General features: G+C 31.0%; 19 protein-coding genes and 2 pseudogenes. 9 read left to right on the top strand and 12 right to left on the bottom strand.

Annotated elements, in window-relative coordinates; all coding sequences use genetic code 11:
• Positions 1-18: 18 nt before the first annotated feature.
• Together adhE (WY13_RS06045) and adhE (WY13_RS06040) are read right to left on the bottom strand one after the other, a co-directional pair.
• Positions 19-2,649 carry a bifunctional acetaldehyde-CoA/alcohol dehydrogenase gene (gene adhE, locus WY13_RS06045; RefSeq protein WP_063554802.1) on the bottom strand — a complete coding sequence of 877 codons (2,631 nt, stop codon included), beginning with the start codon at positions 2,647-2,649 and terminating at the stop codon, positions 19-21.
• A gap of 156 nt (positions 2,650-2,805) precedes the next feature.
• Positions 2,806-5,417 (bottom strand): annotated as a pseudogene (gene adhE, locus WY13_RS06040) (bifunctional acetaldehyde-CoA/alcohol dehydrogenase).
• Positions 5,418-6,082: 665 nt separating this feature from the next.
• Here adhE (WY13_RS06040) and WY13_RS06035 point away from each other — a divergent pair.
• Positions 6,083-6,643 (top strand): DUF6143 family protein, encoded by a 561-nt coding sequence (locus tag WY13_RS06035; RefSeq protein ID WP_063554801.1) that lies wholly within the window; start codon positions 6,083-6,085, stop codon positions 6,641-6,643.
• A 102-nt stretch (positions 6,644-6,745) separates the two neighbouring features.
• Here WY13_RS06035 and WY13_RS06030 read toward each other — a convergent pair whose 3' ends face one another.
• The 4 genes from WY13_RS06030 to WY13_RS06015 all read right to left on the bottom strand — a co-directional run bounded on the left by WY13_RS06030 (position 6,746) and on the right by WY13_RS06015 (position 10,638).
• Positions 6,746-7,519 carry a serine hydrolase gene (locus tag WY13_RS06030; protein ID WP_063554800.1) on the bottom strand — a complete coding sequence of 258 codons (774 nt, stop codon included), beginning with the start codon at positions 7,517-7,519 and terminating at the stop codon, positions 6,746-6,748.
• 12 nt (positions 7,520-7,531) lie between these two features.
• On the bottom strand, positions 7,532-9,031 hold the full coding sequence (gene yjeM / locus WY13_RS06025; protein WP_063554799.1) for a glutamate/gamma-aminobutyrate family transporter YjeM: 1,500 nt from the start codon (positions 9,029-9,031) through the stop codon (positions 7,532-7,534).
• Between the two features lie 82 nt (positions 9,032-9,113).
• Positions 9,114-10,190, bottom strand: a complete 1,077-nt coding sequence (locus WY13_RS06020; RefSeq protein ID WP_063554798.1) for a dipeptide epimerase — start codon at positions 10,188-10,190, stop codon at positions 9,114-9,116.
• 121 nt (positions 10,191-10,311) lie between these two features.
• Positions 10,312-10,638, bottom strand: a complete 327-nt coding sequence (locus WY13_RS06015) for a DUF3870 domain-containing protein (protein ID WP_063554797.1) — start codon at positions 10,636-10,638, stop codon at positions 10,312-10,314.
• 516 nt (positions 10,639-11,154) lie between these two features.
• Between WY13_RS06015 and WY13_RS06010 the strand changes: the two genes are divergently transcribed.
• The 5 genes from WY13_RS06010 to WY13_RS05990 all read left to right on the top strand — a co-directional run bounded on the left by WY13_RS06010 (position 11,155) and on the right by WY13_RS05990 (position 15,212).
• The gene (locus WY13_RS06010) at positions 11,155-11,883 is read left to right on the top strand and encodes a DUF421 domain-containing protein (RefSeq protein ID WP_013238300.1); all 729 of its coding nucleotides are present in this window, start codon (positions 11,155-11,157) and stop codon (positions 11,881-11,883) included.
• Positions 11,884-11,897: 14 nt separating this feature from the next.
• A complete protein-coding gene (locus WY13_RS06005) occupies positions 11,898-12,263 on the top strand; it encodes a DUF4363 family protein (RefSeq protein ID WP_063554796.1) in 366 nt (121 codons plus the stop codon).
• Positions 12,264-12,374: 111 nt separating this feature from the next.
• A complete protein-coding gene (locus WY13_RS06000; protein ID WP_063554795.1) occupies positions 12,375-13,094 on the top strand; it encodes a LytR/AlgR family response regulator transcription factor in 720 nt (239 codons plus the stop codon).
• Between the two features lie 197 nt (positions 13,095-13,291).
• A complete protein-coding gene (locus tag WY13_RS05995; RefSeq protein ID WP_204377947.1) occupies positions 13,292-14,515 on the top strand; it encodes an ATP-binding protein in 1,224 nt (407 codons plus the stop codon).
• 28 nt (positions 14,516-14,543) lie between these two features.
• Entirely contained in the window at positions 14,544-15,212 is a 669-nt protein-coding gene (locus WY13_RS05990) for a DUF6033 family protein (RefSeq protein WP_063554793.1), read from the top strand.
• 193 nt (positions 15,213-15,405) lie between these two features.
• On the opposite strand, the gene WY13_RS20870 is transcribed toward WY13_RS05990, so the two are convergent.
• Positions 15,406-15,549: a hypothetical protein gene (locus WY13_RS20870; protein ID WP_156498975.1), complete on the bottom strand. Its 144-nt coding sequence runs from the start codon at positions 15,547-15,549 to the stop codon at positions 15,406-15,408.
• Positions 15,550-15,687: 138 nt separating this feature from the next.
• Here WY13_RS20870 and WY13_RS05985 point away from each other — a divergent pair, with 138 nt between their 5' ends.
• Both WY13_RS05985 and WY13_RS05980 read left to right on the top strand, forming a co-directional pair.
• Entirely contained in the window at positions 15,688-16,569 is an 882-nt protein-coding gene (locus WY13_RS05985) for an Rgg/GadR/MutR family transcriptional regulator (protein ID WP_063554792.1), read from the top strand.
• A gap of 43 nt (positions 16,570-16,612) precedes the next feature.
• Positions 16,613-16,747, top strand: a pseudogene (locus WY13_RS05980) (peptide deformylase); the annotation flags it as partial.
• Between the two features lie 204 nt (positions 16,748-16,951).
• On the opposite strand, the gene WY13_RS05975 reads toward WY13_RS05980, so the two are convergent.
• The gene (locus tag WY13_RS05975; protein WP_063554791.1) at positions 16,952-18,343 is read right to left on the bottom strand and encodes an MATE family efflux transporter; all 1,392 of its coding nucleotides are present in this window, start codon (positions 18,341-18,343) and stop codon (positions 16,952-16,954) included.
• Positions 18,344-18,358: 15 nt separating this feature from the next.
• Positions 18,359-18,805 carry a MarR family winged helix-turn-helix transcriptional regulator gene (locus tag WY13_RS05970; protein WP_063554790.1) on the bottom strand — a complete coding sequence of 149 codons (447 nt, stop codon included), beginning with the start codon at positions 18,803-18,805 and terminating at the stop codon, positions 18,359-18,361.
• Between the two features lie 220 nt (positions 18,806-19,025).
• Between WY13_RS05970 and WY13_RS05965 the strand changes: the two genes are divergently transcribed.
• A complete protein-coding gene (locus WY13_RS05965) occupies positions 19,026-19,310 on the top strand; it encodes an FCD domain-containing protein (RefSeq protein WP_063554789.1) in 285 nt (94 codons plus the stop codon).
• 344 nt (positions 19,311-19,654) lie between these two features.
• Here WY13_RS05965 and WY13_RS05960 read toward each other — a convergent pair whose 3' ends face one another.
• From WY13_RS05960 to WY13_RS05950, 3 genes are read right to left on the bottom strand one after another with little or no spacing between them, the layout of a single operon-like run.
• Positions 19,655-20,500, bottom strand: coding sequence for a CPBP family intramembrane glutamic endopeptidase (locus WY13_RS05960; RefSeq protein ID WP_063554788.1), 846 nt, complete (start codon positions 20,498-20,500; stop codon positions 19,655-19,657).
• 47 nt (positions 20,501-20,547) lie between these two features.
• Positions 20,548-21,141: a permease prefix domain 1-containing protein gene (locus WY13_RS05955; protein WP_063554787.1), complete on the bottom strand. Its 594-nt coding sequence runs from the start codon at positions 21,139-21,141 to the stop codon at positions 20,548-20,550.
• Positions 21,134-21,475: a PadR family transcriptional regulator gene (locus tag WY13_RS05950; RefSeq protein ID WP_063554786.1), complete on the bottom strand. Its 342-nt coding sequence runs from the start codon at positions 21,473-21,475 to the stop codon at positions 21,134-21,136. The genes WY13_RS05955 and WY13_RS05950 overlap by 8 nt, the downstream gene beginning before the upstream one ends.
• Positions 21,476-21,659 lie beyond the last annotated feature (184 nt).

Genomic DNA, 21,659 nt, shown 5'->3' with positions numbered 1-21,659 from the left:
ATTCAACCTATTATATATTTATTTTTTCTTTCTTGTTTTCTTCTCCACAGTTGCCTTTGGTGTATCAAATGCATTTATATACATTTGTTTTATTTCCCCTATTAGTGGATATCTTGGATTAGCCCCTGTACATTGATCATCAAAAGCTAATTCTGACATTGTATCTAAAGTAGCATAGAATTTATCTTCTGAAACTCCTGCCTCTTTAATAGTCTTTGGAATATTTAACTTGGTTTTCAAGTCATCTATAGCATTTATTAGCAATTGTACTTTTTCATCATCTGTACTTCCACCTAAATTTAGGTAATCAGCTATTCTAGCATATCTTCTTTTAACATTTGGATATTTATATTGTGGAAATGCCGCTTGTTTCCTTGGAGCCTCTACAGCATTGAATTTTATAACTTCATCTATCATAAGTGCATTGGCAATTCCATGTGGTATGTGGTGCTGTGCTCCCAATTTATGTGCCATAGAGTGGCATACCCCTAAAAACGCATTGGCAAAGGCCATACCTGCAATACATGACGCATGAGCCATTTTTTCTCTTGCGTTTACATTAGTTGTACCTTCTGTATAAGCTATTGGCAAATATTTAAATACTAATCTTGTTGCTTCAAGAGCCAATCCGTTGGTATATTCTGAAGCCATTATTGACACATAAGCCTCCAGTGCATGAGTCAATGCATCTATGCCTGAAGCTGCTGTGAGTCCCTTTGGCATTCCCATCATAAGTTCTGCATCAACTATAGCCATGTTTGGAGTTAATTCATAATCAGCTAGTGGATATTTAGCTCCTGTTCTTTCATCAGTGATTACCGCAAATGGTGTAACTTCCGATCCTGTTCCTGCGGATGTTGCTACTGAAATCATCATTGCCTTTTCTCCCATCTTAGGGAAAACATACACTCTCTTTCTTATATCCATAAATCTCATAGCTAAATCTTCAAATCTTACTTCTGGATGCTCATACATTACCCACATGATCTTAGCTGCATCCATTGCTGAACCACCACCAACTGATATAATTGTATCTGGTTCATAGGAAAGCAGTTCTGCTGCACCTTTTTTAGCTGTAGCAAGAGTTGGATCTGGTTCTACATCTGTAAATATTTTATATGAAACTCTTAATTCATCGAGATTTTTTGTAATTTTATCTACATAACCTAATTGATAAAGAACTTTATCCGTTACTATAAATGCCTTTTTCTTCCCCAGAGTTCTCAGTTCCTTTAATGCGACTCCAAGACTGCCATATTTGAAATAAACCTTTTCAGGTACTCTAAACCAAAGCATATTTTCTCTCCTCTCAGCAACACTTTTTATGTTTAACAAATGTTTAGGCCCGACGTTTTCTGATACAGAGTTTCCTCCCCAGGAACCACAGCCTAATGTCAAAGAAGGAGCTAGTTTAAAGTTATATATGTCTCCTATAGCGCCTTGTGCTGAAGGCATGTTTATCAATGTTCTACCAGTCTTCATAGTTTCCCTGAACTTTTCTACTTTTACTTTTTCCGTCATTGCATTTACATATAATACAGATGTATGACCAATTCCTCCTAATTCAACTAGTCTTCCAGCTTTTAAAAGAGCTTCGTCAAAATTCTTTGCTTTATACATAGCTAAAACTGGAGATAGCTTTTCATGTGAGAATGGTTCTTCAAGTTCTACTGATTCTACTTCTCCTATAAGTACTTTAGCATCTTCCGGCACTTTTACTCCTGCCATTTGTGCTATTTTAAAAGCACTTTGCCCTACAATTCCAGCATTTAAGGCTCCATTAATTATAATTGTTTTTCCAACCTTATCTGTCTCATCCTTACTTAATATATATGCTCCTCTATCTGCAAATTCTTTCTTGACTTCATTGTATATTGAGCTTACAACTACTACTGACTGCTCTGAAGCACAAATCATACCATTGTCAAAAGTTTTCGAGAGTAGTATCGAATTTACTGCCATTTTAATATCAGCACTTTCATCAATTACAGCAGGTGTGTTACCTGGACCAACTCCTATAGCAGGCTTTCCTGAAGAATAGGCAGCCTTAACCATACCTGGCCCACCAGTTGCAAGAATTAAATCTGCTTCTTTCATTACCACCTGGGAAAGTTCAATGGAAGGTTCATCTATCCAACCTATGATTCCTTCAGGGGCGCCAGCTTTAACTGCAGCATCAAGAACTATTTTTGCTGCTGCAATAGTTGATTTTTTTGCCCTTGGATGTGGTGAAAAAACTATACCATTTCTAGTTTTTAAAGCTATTAGTGATTTAAAGATTGCTGTAGATGTCGGATTAGTTGTTGGAACTACTGCTGCAATAACCCCTACAGGTTCTGCAATTCTAACCATACCAAAGCCTTCATCTTGCTCTAGAACTCCACAGGTCCTTTCTCCCTTATATTTGTTATATATATATTCTGAAACAAAATGATTTTTAATGACCTTGTCTTCTACAATTCCCATTCCGCTTTCTTCCACTGCCATTTTAGCTAGGTCTATTCTAGCACTATTGGCTGCCATAGCTGCCTGCCTGAAAATTTCATCCACTTGTTCCTGAGTATAGCTAGAAAATTTCTTTTGAGCAGCCGTTACTTCATCTAGCTTTTTCATTAATTCTTCAACGTTAGTTACTTTAGTTACCTTCATTAATGACACCTCTTTCTTATTTTTTATGCTGTTAAATATAAACAAGATTCTCACTTTTATTGTTTGTTTCTGTACTATTATTATTCATACTTGCTTTTTAAATATAAAAATGGTGTTCAAATTTTATTTGAACACCATTTTTATCTTATTTAATAACTACTTTTCCTCATCTTCTACAATTGGCTCAGTTTTATCAAAAACATTTATATACATTTGTTTTATTTCACTTATCAGTGGATACCTTGGGTTAGCTCCTGTACATTGATCATCAAAAGCTAATTCTGACATTTTATCTAAAGTAGCATAGAATTTTTCTTCTGAAACTCCTGCCTCTTTAATAGTTTCTGGAATATTTAACTTAGCTTTTAAATCATCTATAGCATTTATTAATAGTTGTACCTTTTCATCATCTGTACTTCCTCCCAAGTTCAGACAATCAGCTATCTGGGCATATCTATACTTGGCATTTGGATACTCGTATTGTGGAAATGCAGCTTGTTTTATCGGATCATCTACAGCATTGAATTTTATAACTTCATCTATCATAAGTGCATTAGCAATTCCATGTGGTATGTGGTGCTGTGCTCCCAATTTATGTGCCATAGAGTGGCATACCCCTAAAAATGCATTGGCAAAGGCCATACCTGCAATACATGACGCATGAGCCATTTTTTCTCTTGCCTTTACATTAGTTGTACCTTCTGTATAAGCTTTTGGTAAATATTCAAATATCAATTTTACTGCTTCAAGGGCTAATCCATTTGTAAATTCTGTAGCCATTACTGATACATACGCTTCCAGTGCATGAGTCAATGCATCTATACCTGAAGCTGCTGTAAGTCCTCTTGGCATTCCCATCATGAGTTCTGCATCAACTATAGCCATGTCTGGAGTCAATTCATAATCAGCTAATGGATATTTAGCTCCTGTTTTTTCATCTGTAATTACTGCAAATGGAGTAACTTCTGATCCTGTTCCTGCGGATGTTGCTACTGAGATCATCATTGCCTTTTCTCCCATCTTAGGGAAAACATATACTCTCTTTCTTATATCCATAAATCTCATAGCCAAATCTTCAAATTTTACTTCTGGATGCTCATACATTACCCACATGATCTTAGCTGCATCCATTGCTGAACCACCGCCAACTGATATGATTGTATCTGGTTCGTATGACAGCAATTCTGCTGCACCTTTTTTAGCTGTAGCAAGGGTTGGATCTGGTTCTACATCTGTAAATACCTTATAGGAAATCCCCAATTCTCCAAGAACTTTTGTAACTTTGTCCACATAGCCTAATTGATAAAGGACTTTATCCGTTACTATAAATACTTTCTTCTTATTCATAACTTTTAATTCTTTTAATGCAACTCCGAGACTGCCATATTTGAAATAAACCTTTTCAGGTACTCTAAACCAAAGCATATTTTCTCTCCTCTCAGCAACACTTTTTATGTTTAATAAATGTTTAGGTCCAACATTTTCGGATACAGAGTTTCCTCCCCAAGAACCACAGCCTAGTGTCAAAGAAGGAGCTAGTTTAAAATTATATATATCACCTATACCACCTTGGGATGAAGGTGTGTTAATTATAGTTCTTGATGTTTTCATCATAGTACTAAATTTTTCTACTTTTGATTTTTCTGTCATTGGATTTACATATAATGAAGATGTATGTCCAAATCCACCTGCTCTAACAAGTTTATCAGTTTTTGCAATGGCATCCTCAAAATCTCTTGCTCTGTACATAGCTAAAACTGGAGATAACTTTTCATGAGAAAATGGTTCTTCAAGTTCTACCGATTCTACCTCTCCTATAAGTACTTTAGCTTTTTCTGGTACGTCCACTCCTGCTAGTTGTGCTATTTTAAAAGCAGGTTGTCCTACAATGCCAGCATTTAAAGCTCCATTTTTTAAAATTATTTTTCCAACCTTATCTGTTTCATCCTTACTCAATATATAAGCTCCTCTATAAGCAAATTCATTTTTTACTTCCTCATATATTGAGTCTAAAACTATTACTGACTGCTCTGAAGCACAAATCATACCATTGTCAAAAGTTTTTGAGAGTAGTATTGAATTTACTGCCATTTTAATGTCGGCACTTTCATCAATTACAGCAGGTGTGTTACCTGGACCAACTCCTACAGCAGGTTTTCCTGAAGAATAGGCAGCCTTAACCATACCCGGACCACCAGTTGCAAGAATTAAATTTGCTTCTCCCATTACCACCTGTGAAAGTTCAATGGAAGGTTCATCTATCCATCCTATAATTCCTTCAGGAGCACCAGCTTTAACTGCAGCATCAAGTACTATCTTAGCTGCTGCAATAGTTGATTTTTTGCCCTTGGATGTGGTGAAAAAATTATACCATTTCTAGTTTTTAAAGCTATTAGTGATTTAAATATTGCTGTAGATGTTGGATTAGTTGTTGGAACTACTGCTGCTATAACCCCTACAGGTTCTGCAATTCTAACCATTCCAAAACCTGCATCTTTTTCTAAAATTCCACAGGTCTTTTCATCCTTATATTTGTTATATATATATTCTGAAGCAAAGTGATTTTTAATAACCTTGTCTTCTACAATTCCCATTCCACTTTCTTCCACTGCCATTTTAGCTAGGTCTATTCTAGCACTATTGGCTGCTATAGCTGCTTGTCTAAAAATTTCATCCACTTGTTCTTGAGTATATGTAGCGAATTTCTTTTGAGCATCCTTTATTTCTTCTAGTCTTTTCATTAATTCTTCCACATTTGTAACTTTCATTAATTAACGACACCTCTTTCCTAATTTTGGCAATTCTGAGTATTAACTATCATTGTTCCAATCTTATCAAAGCTAATTTATTATGTTTACAAAATTTATATCATAGAATTTCCTGACATCTTTGTCTTATTTTTACATATTTTGTGACAAATAAACTCCTTGATGTTAGATAAAATGCAAAGAGTAGAATTCTCTATGTATCAATAAATAATAGTAGGCACTTATTCAAGCTAATTTTACCATGCCTAGGACGCTAAATTTGGCAATTTTCCGAAAATTATAAAAAATCATTACACTATTTATTTTAAATAAATCATTTTCTTCTAAAGGAAATTATATTATTACTAACGAAAGATATGCTTCTAAGATGTCATTTTATATTCACATATGTGTAATTATGCTTAACTAATTGTTATCATGATATAATTATGCATAATTATTTATATCTTGTCAATTATTTTTTTGCATTTTTTATTATAATTTTATTCTTTTAGTGGATATTTTACAATTCAATACATAGAAACTCTATTTTTGTTCATATTTTTGGCATTTTTTATACTAAAAGAAATAAGTGAACTACACCATTTATTGAAATCTTGTACAAATGGTACACTTCTATAGCTATATTCACATAAAATAATACTAAATGCTAGGAGGTCATATTTATGGAAAATGAAAATATTTTAAATTCCGATACCATAAATCATTATAATAAACCAACTAAAGTAGTAAACCTACCCTACCGTGTATATGAATCTTTTAAAGGGAAATATTTTATGGGTCATACCCCATTTCTAATTCTAGAACGTAATTTAAATGCCTGGGGAGGCTTGATGAACCCAGAGGATTCAGATGTTAAATTATATATAAATACCTTTACAGTGTCAAATACGTCTAATACACCTTTTAGATCAGAACTATGGCTAAATTCTGAACCCATTGGTAGAACTTCTATATCCCCCTATGTATCCCCTGCAAATACTACCATATATCCTTTACCGACTTCGAATATTTTATTAGGTTTCGCACAACGTGTAAAACACTTACCTTCCAGTGGCATAAGTTTATTTAATAGAATTGCAGAAGCAAATTCCACAGTAGTCGGAAATTATTATGGTAAAATCATAATCCCTCCAAGAGGCTCTCTTATCGTATATCTACACTCTCCTGGCAGCCAGCATATTAAAACTGATGTTGCCTTAGGCTGGTGGGAAGAACATCTATAATTTAGCTATTATATTGCTTTTAAAAAGGACCTGTACCACATTTTAAAATACAGGTCCTTTTTAATATTCATATTTTACAGTCCATTATCCTTTAACATCCTATTATAAAGATATGAAATAATCATAAGCTATTTTAGAAATCTTTCCAATTGTTTCTCTGGCAAAATTATTTGTAACAGCATCCCATGTAAGTCCGCAAAAAATATAATCAACATTAGGAAGATATACTATACCTGCATCATGGCTTATTCCATATAAATCTCCTGTTTTGTGGGCAATAACTGTATCATCCGGTATGCTCAATCTCATAACACTGTTATCCAGCTGGTTAGTCAATATATCTTTCATAAGGATGCTGTAGGATTCCTCAGCCTTTTCACCTTTATAGATAATTTCAAAAAATTTTGCCATATCAGCAGCAGTAGTTTTATTTTCCCTGCCCTCTTTTCTTGCCTTTGAATCCATCATTTTTCTCTGAAGTACTGTATTTTTTATTTTTAAATTTTTAATATAATTATTTACATTGTCCATACCTGCAAGATCCATCAGTATGTTTGCAGCCGTATTATCACTTTGAATTATCATCAGGGTTATTACATCTTTTAGAGTATAGCTATTACCAGTTTCTAAAAGATTAAGTATGCTAAAAGGTACTTTTACATTGTCCTCTACTGTTATTCTCTGTTTAAGTGAAAGTTTTCCTTCTTTAACCTGATTCAATATCTCCATCATTATTGGTATCTTTATAAGACTTGCAGAAGGCACCACCATATTTTCATTATAGGCAATTTTTTCTCCTGTTTTAAGATTTTCTATCACAAAAGAACAATTTAATTTTTTTAAATCTATTGCAGCTAATATTTTTTCATACAGCATATCTTATACCTCCTAATTTTCTACTTTTTGTTTTGAAACTTTATTCTTTTTTTCATAATTGGAGTACATTACAAATGCTGCAATTGAGAAAACTATAGGACCTACAACCATCCATATGGTGCTTTGCATATCACCTTGAAATGCTGGAGCAATTATTGTAAATAAATTTGCAAATCCTATGGTAAATACAACAACTATTTCCCAAATCAATGATGATTTGTATCCTTTAAAAATTATAAATGGTTTATTAATTTCCTTTTTCTTCTTAAACGGAACAAAAGCTCCTGCTATAAACATATATGGAATTGTCAATGCTACGTTTGTCATACTTACAACTATATTAAAAAACTTGGATGCTCCTTCTCCACCAACTGTAAGTAGTACTAAAAACAAAACGATTATAATACACTGTGCCCACATTGCATTTTTAGGCATATCATCTTTCATTTCTGTCAGTTTTTCAGGGAATAACCCTTTTGGAGTACCTTCTATTATCTGTTTGAGCGGACCATATAATACAGTTATGATACTTCCTGTCAGTGCAAGGAACATTGATAGTCCAACAAATCTTGCTATCCAGGCACCTAATGTAAGTGCTGCAGATTGGCTTAAATTAAAGCTAACTCCTAACTGGTAACCTAAGTTTTGCATTATAACATATGCAACATTAGCTAAATGAACATCTGGGTTTGAAAGTACCTGTTTCCAATTTGTGAATATACCACACATAAATATGCCTATAGAATATCCCAGCGTTATAACTATTGCAGATATAGCCATTCCTTTTGCGAAATTTTTTTCAGGTTTTTCAGTCTGATCTACAAGTCCTGCTACAACTTCAATTCCACCATAAGCAAATATGGCAAATACTATAAATGATAAAATTGAAAGAGAACTACCGTATTTGGGATTAGGAGATACTGTGAAACTAAGAGGCTGTGCAAGATGTCCATGGCTTGCTATGAGTACAATTACAGCTCCTATAATCAAAAAGACATTCAACAACATAACTGCAGTACCACCAATTGAGGTAACTTTTGAAATGTCTTTCAATCCCTTGGTAGCTATAAATGTTATGGCTACTATAAAAATAATACTAAAAATTCCTATAACTTGGGTAGATTTAAGTCCCCAAAATCCCCAACTAGCTGTCACATCTTTCCCAAATATTAGATTTGAAAGCGGAATCCATATAAGAGAACACATATCAACTATTAAAACAACATATGAAGCATACCACATAAATGTTGCTTCAAAAGCATATTTAGGTCCTACAGATCTATTCATCCATGAATAAATTCCACCTTTTTCATCTTTAAATGCAGAACCAAATTCAGCCATCATAAATGCATATGGAATAAAGAATGCTATTCCTGATATTATATACCATGGAATAGATGAATATCCCATAAGGAGAAATGCTCTTGGCATGTTAGCAAAGCCAAATACTTCGGTAAAAATCATTAAAATTAGTGCTACAAGCGACAGTTTTTTTAAATTGTTTGTACCCATTTTTCCCCTCCTAAATTTATTAAAATATAATATTGATATAGAAGTCCCTAGAAATTTAATCTAAGAGCTTCATTTTAACTTATTAATAATTAATAGATTCTATTCCAAGTCCAGGTTTATCTGTAAGTGTTATTTTGCTTTCATTGAATATTGCCCCACCATTTATTGGATCTTCTCTACATAAAACAGGGCCATCCAAATCAATTTTAGTTATAATACTCTTTGCACAAGCTAGGTGAACTGCAGCTGTTACACTTACTTTTGCCTCCAACATGCACCCTATCATACACTCAATTCCATGTATTTCTGCTAAAGAACATATCTTTAATGCATTGTATATTCCACCTGTTTTCATGAGTTTTATATTTATTAAATCTGCTGCTTTTCTTTCTAGAACATTTAAGGCATCCATTGGTGAAAATATACTCTCATCTGCTAAAACTGGTATGGATACGTTGTCTGTAACAAACTTTAATCCATCTATATCGTGTGCTATAACAGGCTGCTCCACAAACTCAATGTTAAGTCCTGCATCTTCCATTTCTCTTAATACTTTTACTGCTTCTTTAGGCTTCCATCCTTGATTTGCATCTATTCTAAGGTCAATATCATATCCTATAGCCTGTCTTATAGCTTTCATTCTTTCCAGATCTTTTTTAGAATCTTTACCTACCTTTATTTTTAAAGTTTTATATCCTCTTTTTATAGCATCTATACTGTCTTTTACCATTTCTTCGGGTTCATTTACACTTATAGTTATATCTGTTGTTATTTCTTTTCTAAACCCACCCAAAAGCTTATACAATGGTGCTTTATATAACTGACCATATAAATCATAAAGTGCTATGTCCACTGCAGCTTTTGCACTAGTGTTTTTTACAATGCATCCATTCAACTTTTGTATTATTGACTCAAAATTTTCTATTTCCATGCCTATAATTGATTTCTTTATATGATCTTCTATGGCTCCTATTATAGATCCAGTTGTATCTCCCGTTATGACTCCAGTAGGTGGGGCTTCTCCAAAGCCAATATTTCCTGTATCTGTGTATATTTCAACTATAATATCTTCTACCCTTTCCACAGTACGGAGTGCTGTTTTAAATGGCGTCTCCAGCGGAACGGATATTCTTTTTATTTTTATATCTCTTATTTTCATTTAGAGAACCTCCTTGAAATTAATACAAAAAAAGCCCGCAAAAGCATATTAACATTGCTTTTACTGGCTTTCATTCACTTTAAAATAAGGGTAACTTATTTACCATAAACAAAACAGTAATTTAAAAATATTTTTTTTTCACTTCATTATATTTCTTAACTCCATCTCTGTAAGCTACAATAATGGCTTTTTGAGATGAACCATGGTATCTTTTTATAACTTCTTCTTTTAGTTTATCATCAAATATCCTAAGGTTTCTACCTATTAAAAGAGATCTTATAAATTCATCCGTAGTTCTTAAAGTAGAAGATGAATTTAAATCAATTATTTTATCTGTACTTAAATCTACTACAAAACCTATGTAAAAAGAATTAAATTTAATGGTAATGGCATTATCCTCATTAGTTTTTGCATTGCCCACTATATATACCGTATTTTCCATATACATAAAATCATCTCATTAACTGAAAATTAAGTTCAATTATTAATTGTTAGCTATTATGTATATAATATGATAAATATTGAAAAAAGTCAACTAATAAACAATTAATCTAATAATTAGGGGTACAACTATATCTAAAATACAATAAACCTTTTTCCACAGAAACAGAATAAAATTCAACTTATATCGGATAATAACTACTATATAAATAGTTTTAGAATATTAAAAATTATCACCCTTTATATCAAGTGATTCTTAGGTTCATATGGAGTTTGCTTATAAGGATGACTTTCTCCAGCCGAACCTTATTAACAGTATTCTTAGTGTCTTTAGCACTTAGAATACGTTATCCTTTAGGGGAAGAACTTATCCAGGCGCGTAGCAGTGCTTATCCTCCACTTTGATAGAAAAGCAGATATCCCAAATCTTTGATTTGGTGATAGTCGCTTTCACTGTGTGCGATGGGGGTGTTAGCAATGGCAGCGATCGGATAAAGAATAGTAACACAGGAGGAAAATAACATTGAATGAAGGATTAGTTGTTTTAGTACGTTCTATTATTGCTTTTTTTACTTTACTTATCTTTGCAAAGATATTAGGTAAACAGCAAATAAGTCAGTTAACGTTTTTTGATTATGTAGTAGGTATTACAATAGGATCTATTGCTGCAAGCCTCACTACAGATCTATCAAGCAGAGCTTGGCCTCATTGGGTAGGTTTATTTTGCTGGGCAGCTTTAAGTTATTTAATGGAGTATATAACAATAAAATGGCGATATGCGGCAAAATATATAGGTGGTGAACCCACTATAGTTATAATGAATGGTAAAATAATGGAAGATACTTTGAGGCAAATGAAATATACAGTATCTGATCTTATGGAGCTTTTAAGAAATAAAGATGTATTTGATTTATCAGATGTTGATTTTGCCATTCTTGAACCTAACGGACAACTTTCTGTACTTAAAAAACCTGAATGTGAACCTGTAACAGCCAAAGACATGAATATTTCTAAAAAAGCATCAGGTATAAGCACAGAACTCATTTATGATGGAATACTCATTGAACAAAATCTTAAACAACTAAATAAAACCAAGCAATGGCTTATGCACCAATTAAAATTACAAAAAATCAATAATATTTCCGATGTTTTTCTAGCCACTTTAAATCCTGCTGGATCTCTTTATGTAGATAAATACGATGACCATATGGTCAAGATAACCGATATTGGCGATTATAAAGGACCTTATTAAGGAGGAGCTATTATATGAGAAATTTTTTAGTTAAAACCATTCCTATAGTAACATTAACTTTATTTGTATTAGTGATGATTAGCGATAATTTTTTAAAAAAGCCTTTGACCAAAAATGATAACGTACCTAAGTGTATTCAGCTAGTTATGGAAGATGTAAAAAATAATAAATGGGATGATGCATACAAGAAAAGTGATCAATTGTTAAATGCATGGAAGAAAGTGGTCACTAGAGTGCAATTTAGTGCAGAAAAAGATGAGATTGATTCATTTACCATGAATGTAGCACGACTGCAAGGTGCAATTGCCACAAGAAACAAAGCAAATGCATTTATGGAGCTCAATGAAGCCTATGAGCACTGGGATAACATTGGTGGGTAATAATTTTCATTTTATCAAAAATTTCATTACAAAAAAATGTTCATTTATTACATTTTGTTAAAGTATATATTTTTTGTTTCGATAGTGCAATAGAGGAGTGCATGAAAAACAATGTTAAATATAGCAATTTGCGATGATGAAAAAAGCACAAGAGATTACATAAAATCATTAATACTATCACAGAAAATTTCCTGTGATGTTAAAGAATATATTTCAGGTAAAGATCTATTTAAATCAAAAATAAGACATGACATAATATTTCTAGATATTGAAATGAACAATTTAGATGGTATAACTACTGCAAAAAAAATTAGAAACAGTGAAAATGAATTGTGCAGATCCATATTAATATTTGTAACTGGATTTGATAGGTATGTATATGATGCTTTTGATGTGCATGCATTTCATTACCTTCTAAAGCCAATAGACAGCAGAAAATTTATTGAAGTATTAAAAAATGCAGTATTAGAGTATAAAAAATCAAATGAAAAATCTAACAAATATATACTTATAAAAATTGGGACCACCTATAAAAAAGTTTTTCTCAAAGAAATTTACTATGTAGAAAGTAATAGACGAAAAGTGATTTTGTATACCCAAAATGGCACTCAAGAATATTATGCTAAAATGGATGACGTAGAATCTCAACTTGGCAGTGCCTTCTTTCGATGCCATCGTGGATATATTGTAAATATGGCTTACATTACAGAATATGATACTTCAAGCATTACACTTGAAAATGGCATTAAACTTATAATATCAAAACATAAATATAACGATTTTGTAAAAAACTATCTTCGTTATTTAAAAACAGAGGTGATATACCTTTGAATCAATTTTCACTAAAAATAACACTTGAAGTTTTGAATAATGTAAAATATTTAATTAGTTCAATTTTTCTATATTATTTTCTACACAACTTTTTAAAAGACAAAATTAGAAGGCAAACTGATATCATTATTCCTATTGTTTACTTTACATACTGTATTATATTTTTTTGGATGTATCCTAGCACAGACAATATACTTATGGATTTACTTGGTATAATCCTAATGTTTGCCATCATCTCTATAGTATATGATACTAATGTTCCAATAAAAGTATTTTTAATTGTTACATTTTATGCAATTAAAGAATTGTGTCTTTTAACCTCCTACAGCATATTTTATTTTTTACAAAAAAACTCTTTTAAGCTTATTAGTGTAAATTACTTACAAGACCATCCTTCATTAATTAAACACTACCCTGTTTTAATGGGGTATATTCAAATTATAATAGGAATTATATTTTTACTAATATTTTTTATATTAATGTATACTTCAATAGTTTACATAACTAAAAAATTCATATATAAAAACTATGATTTTAATACAAGAGAAACTTTGTTTTTGATTATGCCTGCTTTATCAGCACAGCTTATAAGTTTTATGATATTGAAAATAATACTTACCACATTTAATAATAATTCAAAAGATTTTCTTTATGATAAATATCCTTTTTTTATTTTTTTAATTCCTGCTATAGGTATAGTATCTCTTATGGGAATTGCCGGTACAACAATGCTATTTCAAAATATGATAAGTTTGAATGAAGAAAAAAGAAATAAAATAATTCTAGAACATCAGATATCTGACCTCCAAAATTACACTAATCAGATACAACAAATGTACAATGGTATTCGCAGCATAAAACATGACATGAAAAATCATATAAATAATTTAAAATGGTTAGTTACAGAAGGTAAATACAATGAAATGGAAAAATACTTTAGCAATATTTCAAATACTGTAAATAAGCTTGATTTTAAATTTGGGACTGGTAACTCCATAACAGATGTAATAATAAATGATTTCTATAGAAAAGCTTTGAAAAATAATATTTTATTTGAATCAGATTTTGCTTTTCCCTCAAGCTTCCAATTGAATGTATTTGATATAAGCATTATCCTAAGCAATGTGCTGGAAAATGCCTTAGATGCTTGTACAAATCAATCATTGAAATCAAAACCTTTTATTGTCATAACCTCAAGCAAAGAGAAAAATTTATTTTTTATAGATGTAAAAAATAGCCTTGAATCGCAAATTAAATTTGACAATACTACAAAGCTTCCAATTTCAAGTAAATCAGATAAATCGATTCACGGTATTGGTCTAAAAAATGTACAAACAGTAGCTCGAAAGTACTTTGGTGACATCGATATTTCGATAAAAAATAAAGTATTTAATCTGACAGTAATGTTAAAAAAACTTTAAAGATATATTTTAGAAAGGTGGAATTTTTATGTCTTTAGAACTATCTACTAATTATGCTTTAAATAATTACAATCAATCAAATATCAATACAAAAACTGATGCGTCAAAATCAGTTACTGAGTCTAACTCAACATCTAAAACTACAAGTAATTCTGTAGACGAATATTATAAAGAGCTTTGTGCTAAATTTCCAAACTTAAACATCATTGTTGGCCATTTTTCAAAGGGAGCAATGATACCAACAAGTACCAACATAGATCATTCACCCATTACAATTGATCCAGCTTATCTAAAAAAAGCAGCAAACAATCCAAAAGTTGCAGCAGAACTTGAGAAAAACCTTGGCGATGAACCTATGGCTTTAAATTGGCTGAAAAATGCAGCTAAAATGGATGGTAACAAAGTAACAAGTCTTGGTACTTATTATGATGCAAATGGTAGTATGTGCAGTGCTGGTGGTATTGCAACTAATAATTCATCTTCAAAAAGCAGCCCATCACTTATGACTCAGTTTGATGAATTATTAGAAAAAAGATTAAAGAGACTGAAGGAACAGAGAAAAGCAGAAAATAGAATGCTCTCACAAGTAGCTGAAGAAGATATTAGGAAAGCAAATTTACAAAAGCAAGCTACTAAAAGTTACAATAATAACTTGTTTAATAATCTTAATGTGAATTTACTTAACTCAAATAGTTAAAAAGAGAGTACCTGTATTTTTTCAAATGCAGGTACATTAGAATTAAACTTATTAGACTTTGATTTATGGTATATAATAGATGAAGAAAGAGTATTAAATAGGTGAAGATTTAGTGTTTTTGAAGGAAATGAAGAGCACCTTTTTACACTTACATAATAGTCATTGAGTTATAAAGTTTTCAAGACAGTTAGGGTTAACTTTTAAATAAATTTTTTAGGTAACAATCTAACTTAGATAGTTCTTCCTTTAATTTTGTATCATCAAAATCTTTTACTTTTATAATTCCTATTCCAAATTTTCTCTCTTTCTTTTTGCGTGGGATATGGATGCCTTTCATATATCTCAACTCCTTTCTATTTGTAATTTTAGTTTATACTATCAAGGAATGAATCTTCAAAAAGGTCCAGGTATTCGTACCTAAATTATGTATTTTGTGGTATAGTAAAAATAAAGATTATTATACATGGGGTGTTATATGGAGAAATATGGTTGTACAATTCGCAAGATTCGTAAAAGTAAAGGATTTAGTCAGAAAGAGATATATACTGGTATTCTAAGTAAATCATTTGCAATTGATTTTGAAAAAGGATTGTATGATATAAAATTTTCTTTGATGATAAAAATTTTAAGCCGTTTAATGATTTCGGTAGATGAGTTAATACTAATTCATAATGATTTCCATAACCCGGTTATTGATGATTCTCTATTTGAATTAGATATGGAAAAGTTTAGAGAAGATGCTGCATATTCGAAGAAAATAGAAATTAAGATGCAAGAGGAAGCATATAAAAACAAAGACTCTGCTAGTATGATAAGGTATATGGAAATTCTTGCTCTAAAGGCATTTTATAAAGAATCTGATTATGAGAAATCTCATGATTATCAGATTGCAAAAAGAAATATACAGAAATACTTATTTGATGTAGAAAGTTGGAATCTTTCTGAACTCAGACTATTTTCTGACATGAGTTTTTTATATGAAGATGGAGAAGGAAAAACAGAGTTATTCCAATGTGCGTGGAATTCAATTGAGAAATACAAGTATTATCCAGATTTTGCGGTATATATTTGCCATTTGTTAACAAATAACTTATTTCATCTAATTTACACGGAGAAATATTCGCTTGCTAAAAAAGCCATTGATAGACTATATGAATTAACAAAAGATGTAACTATGCTTACCTGGAAAGTTATTTTATTCTACTTAGAGGGTCTTTATTATTATGCAAATGGAAAAGTTGAAAAAGGGTTAAATGAAATAGAAATAGCAAAGAAGATATATTGCGTAACCGGTAATAATTTTATGGTAGAGAAAATAAATTTAGGACTTGAAATGATGCAAAATCAAAAGAAATAATAGGAGTAACAATAAAAAATGAATTATTTGAATTAACAAAGAAAAAACAAAAAGATATGAAATGATAGAAGTGAAGTATCTTGATAGAAATTTTAAGAATCAAAAGCAAGTGTTTACTGGATTTACAGCACAAATAATTCAACATGAAATGGATCATTTTGAAGGTACAATAATCTAATTGAATAATTAGAACAAGTTATTAATAATTATTCTGCTCTTTTCTCTATTTTTAATAAAATCAATATATAAACTAATTATACATTATTTAACTTTAATTAAAAAACAAAGAGTATATCACAAACCAATGTATGGTGTAATACACTCCTTTTTTAAATACTTATTTTCAAATAACTTTGTATATATTTCCAATGTAGAAAAAAACTTATTTCTCAATAATAGCACTATCAAAGGTATTGCTTTGAAGCTGTTCCTTTTCATTCTCTTTTATATGTTTCATTTCAAAAAACACAACGCTTGCAGTTATAAGAGCAGACAAAATATCTGCTATAGGTGGAGTTCTCCAAACACCTTCAATACCCCAAAAGCGTGGTAATATCAATAATAGTGGAACCAATAAGAACAATTGTCTGGATAACCCCAGAATTGTAGATTGAATTGGTTTGCCAACTGCCTGAAAGTACTGGGAAGAGACAATTTGAAAACCAGCCACAGGAAACATAAAAAAGAAGATACACATTGCGTGAGCAGTTAATTGAGTTAGCTTAGGATTATTATTAATGAACATATTGGCAATTTGACTAGGCCATAAATGAACTACTGCAGTACTGAATACTGCTATAATTGTACCAGCAATAACTGCTTTTTTCAGGGCTTCTTTTACTCTGGTAAATTCCTTGGCACCATAATTGAAGCCAATGATTGGCTGAGCACCTTGGCTAATACCAAGAATAGGCATAAACATTAATGTGGCTATGCTTCCAATAATACCCATAGAGGATAATGCCATATCTCCACCATAATTCATTAATGCTTTATTCAAGATAGTATTTTGAAGACTGTTAGCTAATTGCATTGCAAAAGGAGCGAAACCAATAGACATAATGCTAATAACTAAGTTTTTATGCAACTTGAGATTTTTTAACTTTATTTTTATAATACTAGGGCCAAATAGAAAATAAGTTAACACCCAAATAGATGAAAATATCTGACCACAGACAGTTGCAAGAGCAGATCCTCTAATTCCAAAACCTAATTTCATAACGAAAATGTAATTTAAAATTATATTGATAAGAGTTCCGATTACTTGAGTATACATGGACATCCTAGGATTACCTTCAGCTCTAATAAAATTAACCATTCCCATGCTTATAGAGCCTAAAGATGATGCCATCATTATAATATTGATAAAAGCTTTAGCATAAGGCAAAACCTCAGCGCTTGCACCAAAAAAAGTTAAAATAGGAACGCTAAAAAGAAAATAAATAATGCTAATACAAAGAGGTAGTAAAACCAACAATAATGCAGCATTTCCAGCTATTTTCTCAGCTTCTTCTGGTTTTTTTTCACCTAACCGAATGGAAATAAGTGATGTAGCGCCAACTCCAATTAATACGGATACTGCCATAAGAATAAGCATAATTGGAAAGGCTACAGTTATGGCTGCGATGGCAATTGGACCAACACCACGACCTACAAATATACGATCAATAATGTTGTACATAGAATTTACCAGCATAGCTATAACAGCTGGCCAGGAAAACTTCCATAATAAAGTACTAATTTTTCCATTTCTAAGCTCGTTTGTGCCATTCATTTTTAATTCACCTTCTTAAAATTTTTGCATAAACTCCACAGCATATTTGAGACTGTCAGTAAATTTTGCTAGTTCATTAGGATCTGCAGTACTTAGAATTTCGCTCATACGGTGAATGGAAATTTTCATAATACTTTCCATTTCCATTTTTCCAGTATCTGTAAGGGATATAAGTACTTTTCGTCGGTCATTAGCATCATTGCAGCGAATAACAAGACCTAATCCTTCTAATTGATCAATCAATGTAGTTAAGCTGCCTTTTTCCATATTAAGCATCTTTGAAATTTCTGTTGCAGTAAGAACCTTATATTGATAAAGGAACCCAATGATTGCAGTATGATTTTTTTTTAGTTCTGGATGATTTGGGCTTTCCGTGCAAAATTTACGGATAAATTTTGCATGGAATAAGCCCATAATTTTAAATAATAAGTCGTGCAATTCTCGAAATTCATCTTTTGCCATAAACATCACCTTTCATATAGTTAGAATACTTAAAGTAAGAATTCTAACTATATTTTATGCTATTAGTTTCTATTTGTCAAGATACTAAAAAGGCATTGGACTATACATATTCAAAATATATTGGACTGCATATAATGTACCAGGTAGGTAGAAGTCGAAAATATAGCAAGCAAAACCTGAAAGATTGAGTTTGCTACTGCAAACGATATGAAGAGGTTTGATGAAGCACTTGCTAAAATTACAGTATGATGAATATTTTGCTTTAGACCAAAAGTTCCATCAGGAGTTACTTGAGTCATTGGGAGATCCTTATTTTAGTAATCTGCAGCATTCCCCTATGGGATTTTATAATCATCCTGAATTACAGCTTACAGATAATAAACTATCAAGAAAAGAGGTATATGAGTGTCATCGAAAAATATTGAATGCCATATGCGAAGGAGATTCTGCCGGTGCATATGAAGCATTGCTGCAACATTCAGATCTGATGCTGAAAGCATTTTAGAAAAATGAACTATAATAACTGAACAATTGTCAAATATTAGGCTTCAAGGTACATAGATTGAATTCAAAAACTACATGTTTCACTATAATAACTATAGATATCAATAGGGACTAAAAAAGATGACTCCGGTACAATACAGAAATCATCTTCCTAATTTAATATAACTCTTTTTTTATTGTTCTTAATAAAAGGTACACTTTTTTTACTTAATACTTTGTTTATCCAAAATATAATTTAAAAAATCATCCTTACCATTAAAATAAGACGATGCTTTTAAAGTAATATTTACGTCAGGATAAATGGAATCCGTATCTTTATTTGTTGTTTTAAAATACTTATTTAAATCAATATTGATTTTTAATATTTGAGAAAAGTTTTTTCATGCCAAAATATATTATCAAAAGTCCAATGATCGTTAATAGGACTATAATAAGAGTATTTGAACTAATTAACAATAAAAACTGTGGATAGTATTGAAGCAAAATGCTCGTAATTGAGCTATAAAGTATATCTCCAATTATGCACAAATATAATGAATGAGTTTTTATATAAAGATAACCTAATAAGATTCCAAGTAAAAAAGCGCACATAAATCCTGCAGGGTTAAAGGTAGATATTCCAAACAACAATGAGGATACCAGTATTGTTTTTAGGCTGGAATATTTTTTTGAAAGTCCGTCGACAATAATCCCTCTAAATACAAACTCTGTTAATAAAGGTCCAATGATACACAAATATCCAATAAAAAATATAGAATTTTTATTAATAAGCTGTATGCTTTCTGTAACTGAACTAAATCCCGGAAGAATTTTATCTATTGGCATCAGAAGTGAATCAAAGAACATAAGATAACCTAAAACAATCAGTACTAAAAGTAATGCATTAATTAAAGTGAATTTTTTTACCAGTCTTACTTTGATTTTATCTTTACTAAGATTAGTAATGTAATATGCATAGAATACTGCAGTGACTGCAAAAAAAGTAACTCCTACTGCAAAAATAGATAGTAACAATTGTAATATACTATTACTGAATGAACGAATCACACTGAAACCGATTCCTAAAAGAAAAGACGATATCAATACATAAGAAATTGCAGCAAGTACAGCATCTGTAATACTCAGTTTTTTAACCTCTGATTTTTCATTTTCAAGATTTGATAAAATTTTAAAAGGATTTAAGTTAGACATAATTAAACCTCCCCATAAAAATTAAATTTTATTATTTTAGCATACTTTTAATTTAGATTTTGAAGTTTATTCTTAATGAAATATAGCTTCATAACTAAAATTGTAATTAATACAATACCGAATATAATGATTAAGGTTTCTTTTATGTGATTTGGAAAAAGTATACAACAAACAAAAAATCCGCTAAAAATGATATCGCATAGCACTATTAGAGTTAAAAATCCGCTTTTCTTCTCAATATTAATATATTGGTAAAAAGTAATGCACCCAATAATCCAAGAAACGTTAAAAAGTAAAGAAGTAAAATTTTGAAAAATATCACTGTCATTATTAAAAGCGATGTGAATAATAAGAAAAGCACAGCCAATGATAAAAATGGCAATTGCTGTTTTTATAATCTTCAAAGTAGACTCGCTTTTTCTTGTCCATATGCTGTTCATTTCTAAAATAACATTGTTTTCTTCGCCAAAATTTTTTAAAGCAATTTGTATACTTTCTTCTTCGCTGAAGCCTTGATTTTGAAGCTCTGACACCTCATCATTCAGGTTTGATGTCAGTTCCTCCTTAAGTATTTGGATATCCTTGTCAGATCCATTGAATTTGCTGCAAATACGTTTTACATACAAATCAATTTTATTCATTAATATTCACCCCCAAAAAATGATCTAATAATTCCCTAAGAGCCATCCATTCTTGAACTTTTTCTCTGAAAAAATTCAAACCTTCTTGTGTAATTCTGTAATAACGTCTTCTTCCGCCTCCAGTATTCTCATCGTCATTCCAGTATCCTTCCAGGTAATTTCTCTTTTCCATTCTTTTTAAGGATACATATAAAGTTGCTTCCTTCATCTGAAAGTTTTTATTTGCCTGTTTTATTGTTTTTCCTATTTCATACCCGTACATATCTTTATTTTTTAAAACTGATAAAACGATTATATCAATATATCCTTTTAATAATTCCTTTTCAAATTCCATTAGAGCAGCACTCCCAACTAAATTAGTTCATCTTACAAAGTACATCATACTATAATATAGTTCTTTACTATATTATAAGACATACTACTAAATGTTATCAAGTACTTTTGTAAAAATTTTTCTTTTATTGTTCATTTTATACATACAAAACTCTTCCAAAATAATAAGTTAGTGTAAAGTTCTT

Origin of the sequence: Clostridium ljungdahlii (assembly GCF_001636845.1) — a bacterium.
In the GTDB taxonomy this organism is placed as follows: domain Bacteria; phylum Bacillota; class Clostridia; order Clostridiales; family Clostridiaceae; genus Clostridium_B; species Clostridium_B ljungdahlii_A.
The sequence above is the reverse complement of the archived record's forward strand: the minus strand, read 5'-3'. Positions and strand labels throughout refer to the sequence as shown.

What these genes read in the sequence shown, in the direction of transcription:
- WY13_RS05970 (WP_063554790.1), bottom strand. Translation starts at nt 18,805, where the DNA reads ATGGCAAAAGATGAATTTCGAGAATTGCACGACTTATTATTTAAAATT.
- WY13_RS06035 (WP_063554801.1), top strand. Translation starts at nt 6,083, where the DNA reads ATGGAAAATGAAAATATTTTAAATTCCGATACCATAAATCATTATAAT.
- WY13_RS05985 (WP_063554792.1), top strand. Translation starts at nt 15,688, where the DNA reads ATGGAGAAATATGGTTGTACAATTCGCAAGATTCGTAAAAGTAAAGGA.
- WY13_RS06020 (WP_063554798.1), bottom strand. Translation starts at nt 10,190, where the DNA reads ATGAAAATAAGAGATATAAAAATAAAAAGAATATCCGTTCCGCTGGAG.
- WY13_RS05955 (WP_063554787.1), bottom strand. Translation starts at nt 21,141, where the DNA reads ATGAATAAAATTGATTTGTATGTAAAACGTATTTGCAGCAAATTCAAT.
- WY13_RS05990 (WP_063554793.1), top strand. Translation starts at nt 14,544, where the DNA reads ATGTCTTTAGAACTATCTACTAATTATGCTTTAAATAATTACAATCAA.
- WY13_RS06030 (WP_063554800.1), bottom strand. Translation starts at nt 7,519, where the DNA reads ATGCTGTATGAAAAAATATTAGCTGCAATAGATTTAAAAAAATTAAAT.
- yjeM (WP_063554799.1), bottom strand. Translation starts at nt 9,031, where the DNA reads ATGGGTACAAACAATTTAAAAAAACTGTCGCTTGTAGCACTAATTTTA.
- WY13_RS06005 (WP_063554796.1), top strand. Translation starts at nt 11,898, where the DNA reads ATGAGAAATTTTTTAGTTAAAACCATTCCTATAGTAACATTAACTTTA.
- adhE (WP_063554802.1), bottom strand. Translation starts at nt 2,649, where the DNA reads ATGAAGGTAACTAAAGTAACTAACGTTGAAGAATTAATGAAAAAGCTA.
- WY13_RS05975 (WP_063554791.1), bottom strand. Translation starts at nt 18,343, where the DNA reads ATGAATGGCACAAACGAGCTTAGAAATGGAAAAATTAGTACTTTATTA.
- WY13_RS05995 (WP_204377947.1), top strand. Translation starts at nt 13,292, where the DNA reads ATGGATTTACTTGGTATAATCCTAATGTTTGCCATCATCTCTATAGTA.
- WY13_RS20870 (WP_156498975.1), bottom strand. Translation starts at nt 15,549, where the DNA reads ATGAAAGGCATCCATATCCCACGCAAAAAGAAAGAGAGAAAATTTGGA.
- WY13_RS05950 (WP_063554786.1), bottom strand. Translation starts at nt 21,475, where the DNA reads ATGGAATTTGAAAAGGAATTATTAAAAGGATATATTGATATAATCGTT.
- WY13_RS05965 (WP_063554789.1), top strand. Translation starts at nt 19,026, where the DNA reads ATGAAGCACTTGCTAAAATTACAGTATGATGAATATTTTGCTTTAGAC.
- WY13_RS06015 (WP_063554797.1), bottom strand. Translation starts at nt 10,638, where the DNA reads ATGTATATGGAAAATACGGTATATATAGTGGGCAATGCAAAAACTAAT.
- WY13_RS06000 (WP_063554795.1), top strand. Translation starts at nt 12,375, where the DNA reads ATGTTAAATATAGCAATTTGCGATGATGAAAAAAGCACAAGAGATTAC.
- WY13_RS05960 (WP_063554788.1), bottom strand. Translation starts at nt 20,500, where the DNA reads ATGTCTAACTTAAATCCTTTTAAAATTTTATCAAATCTTGAAAATGAA.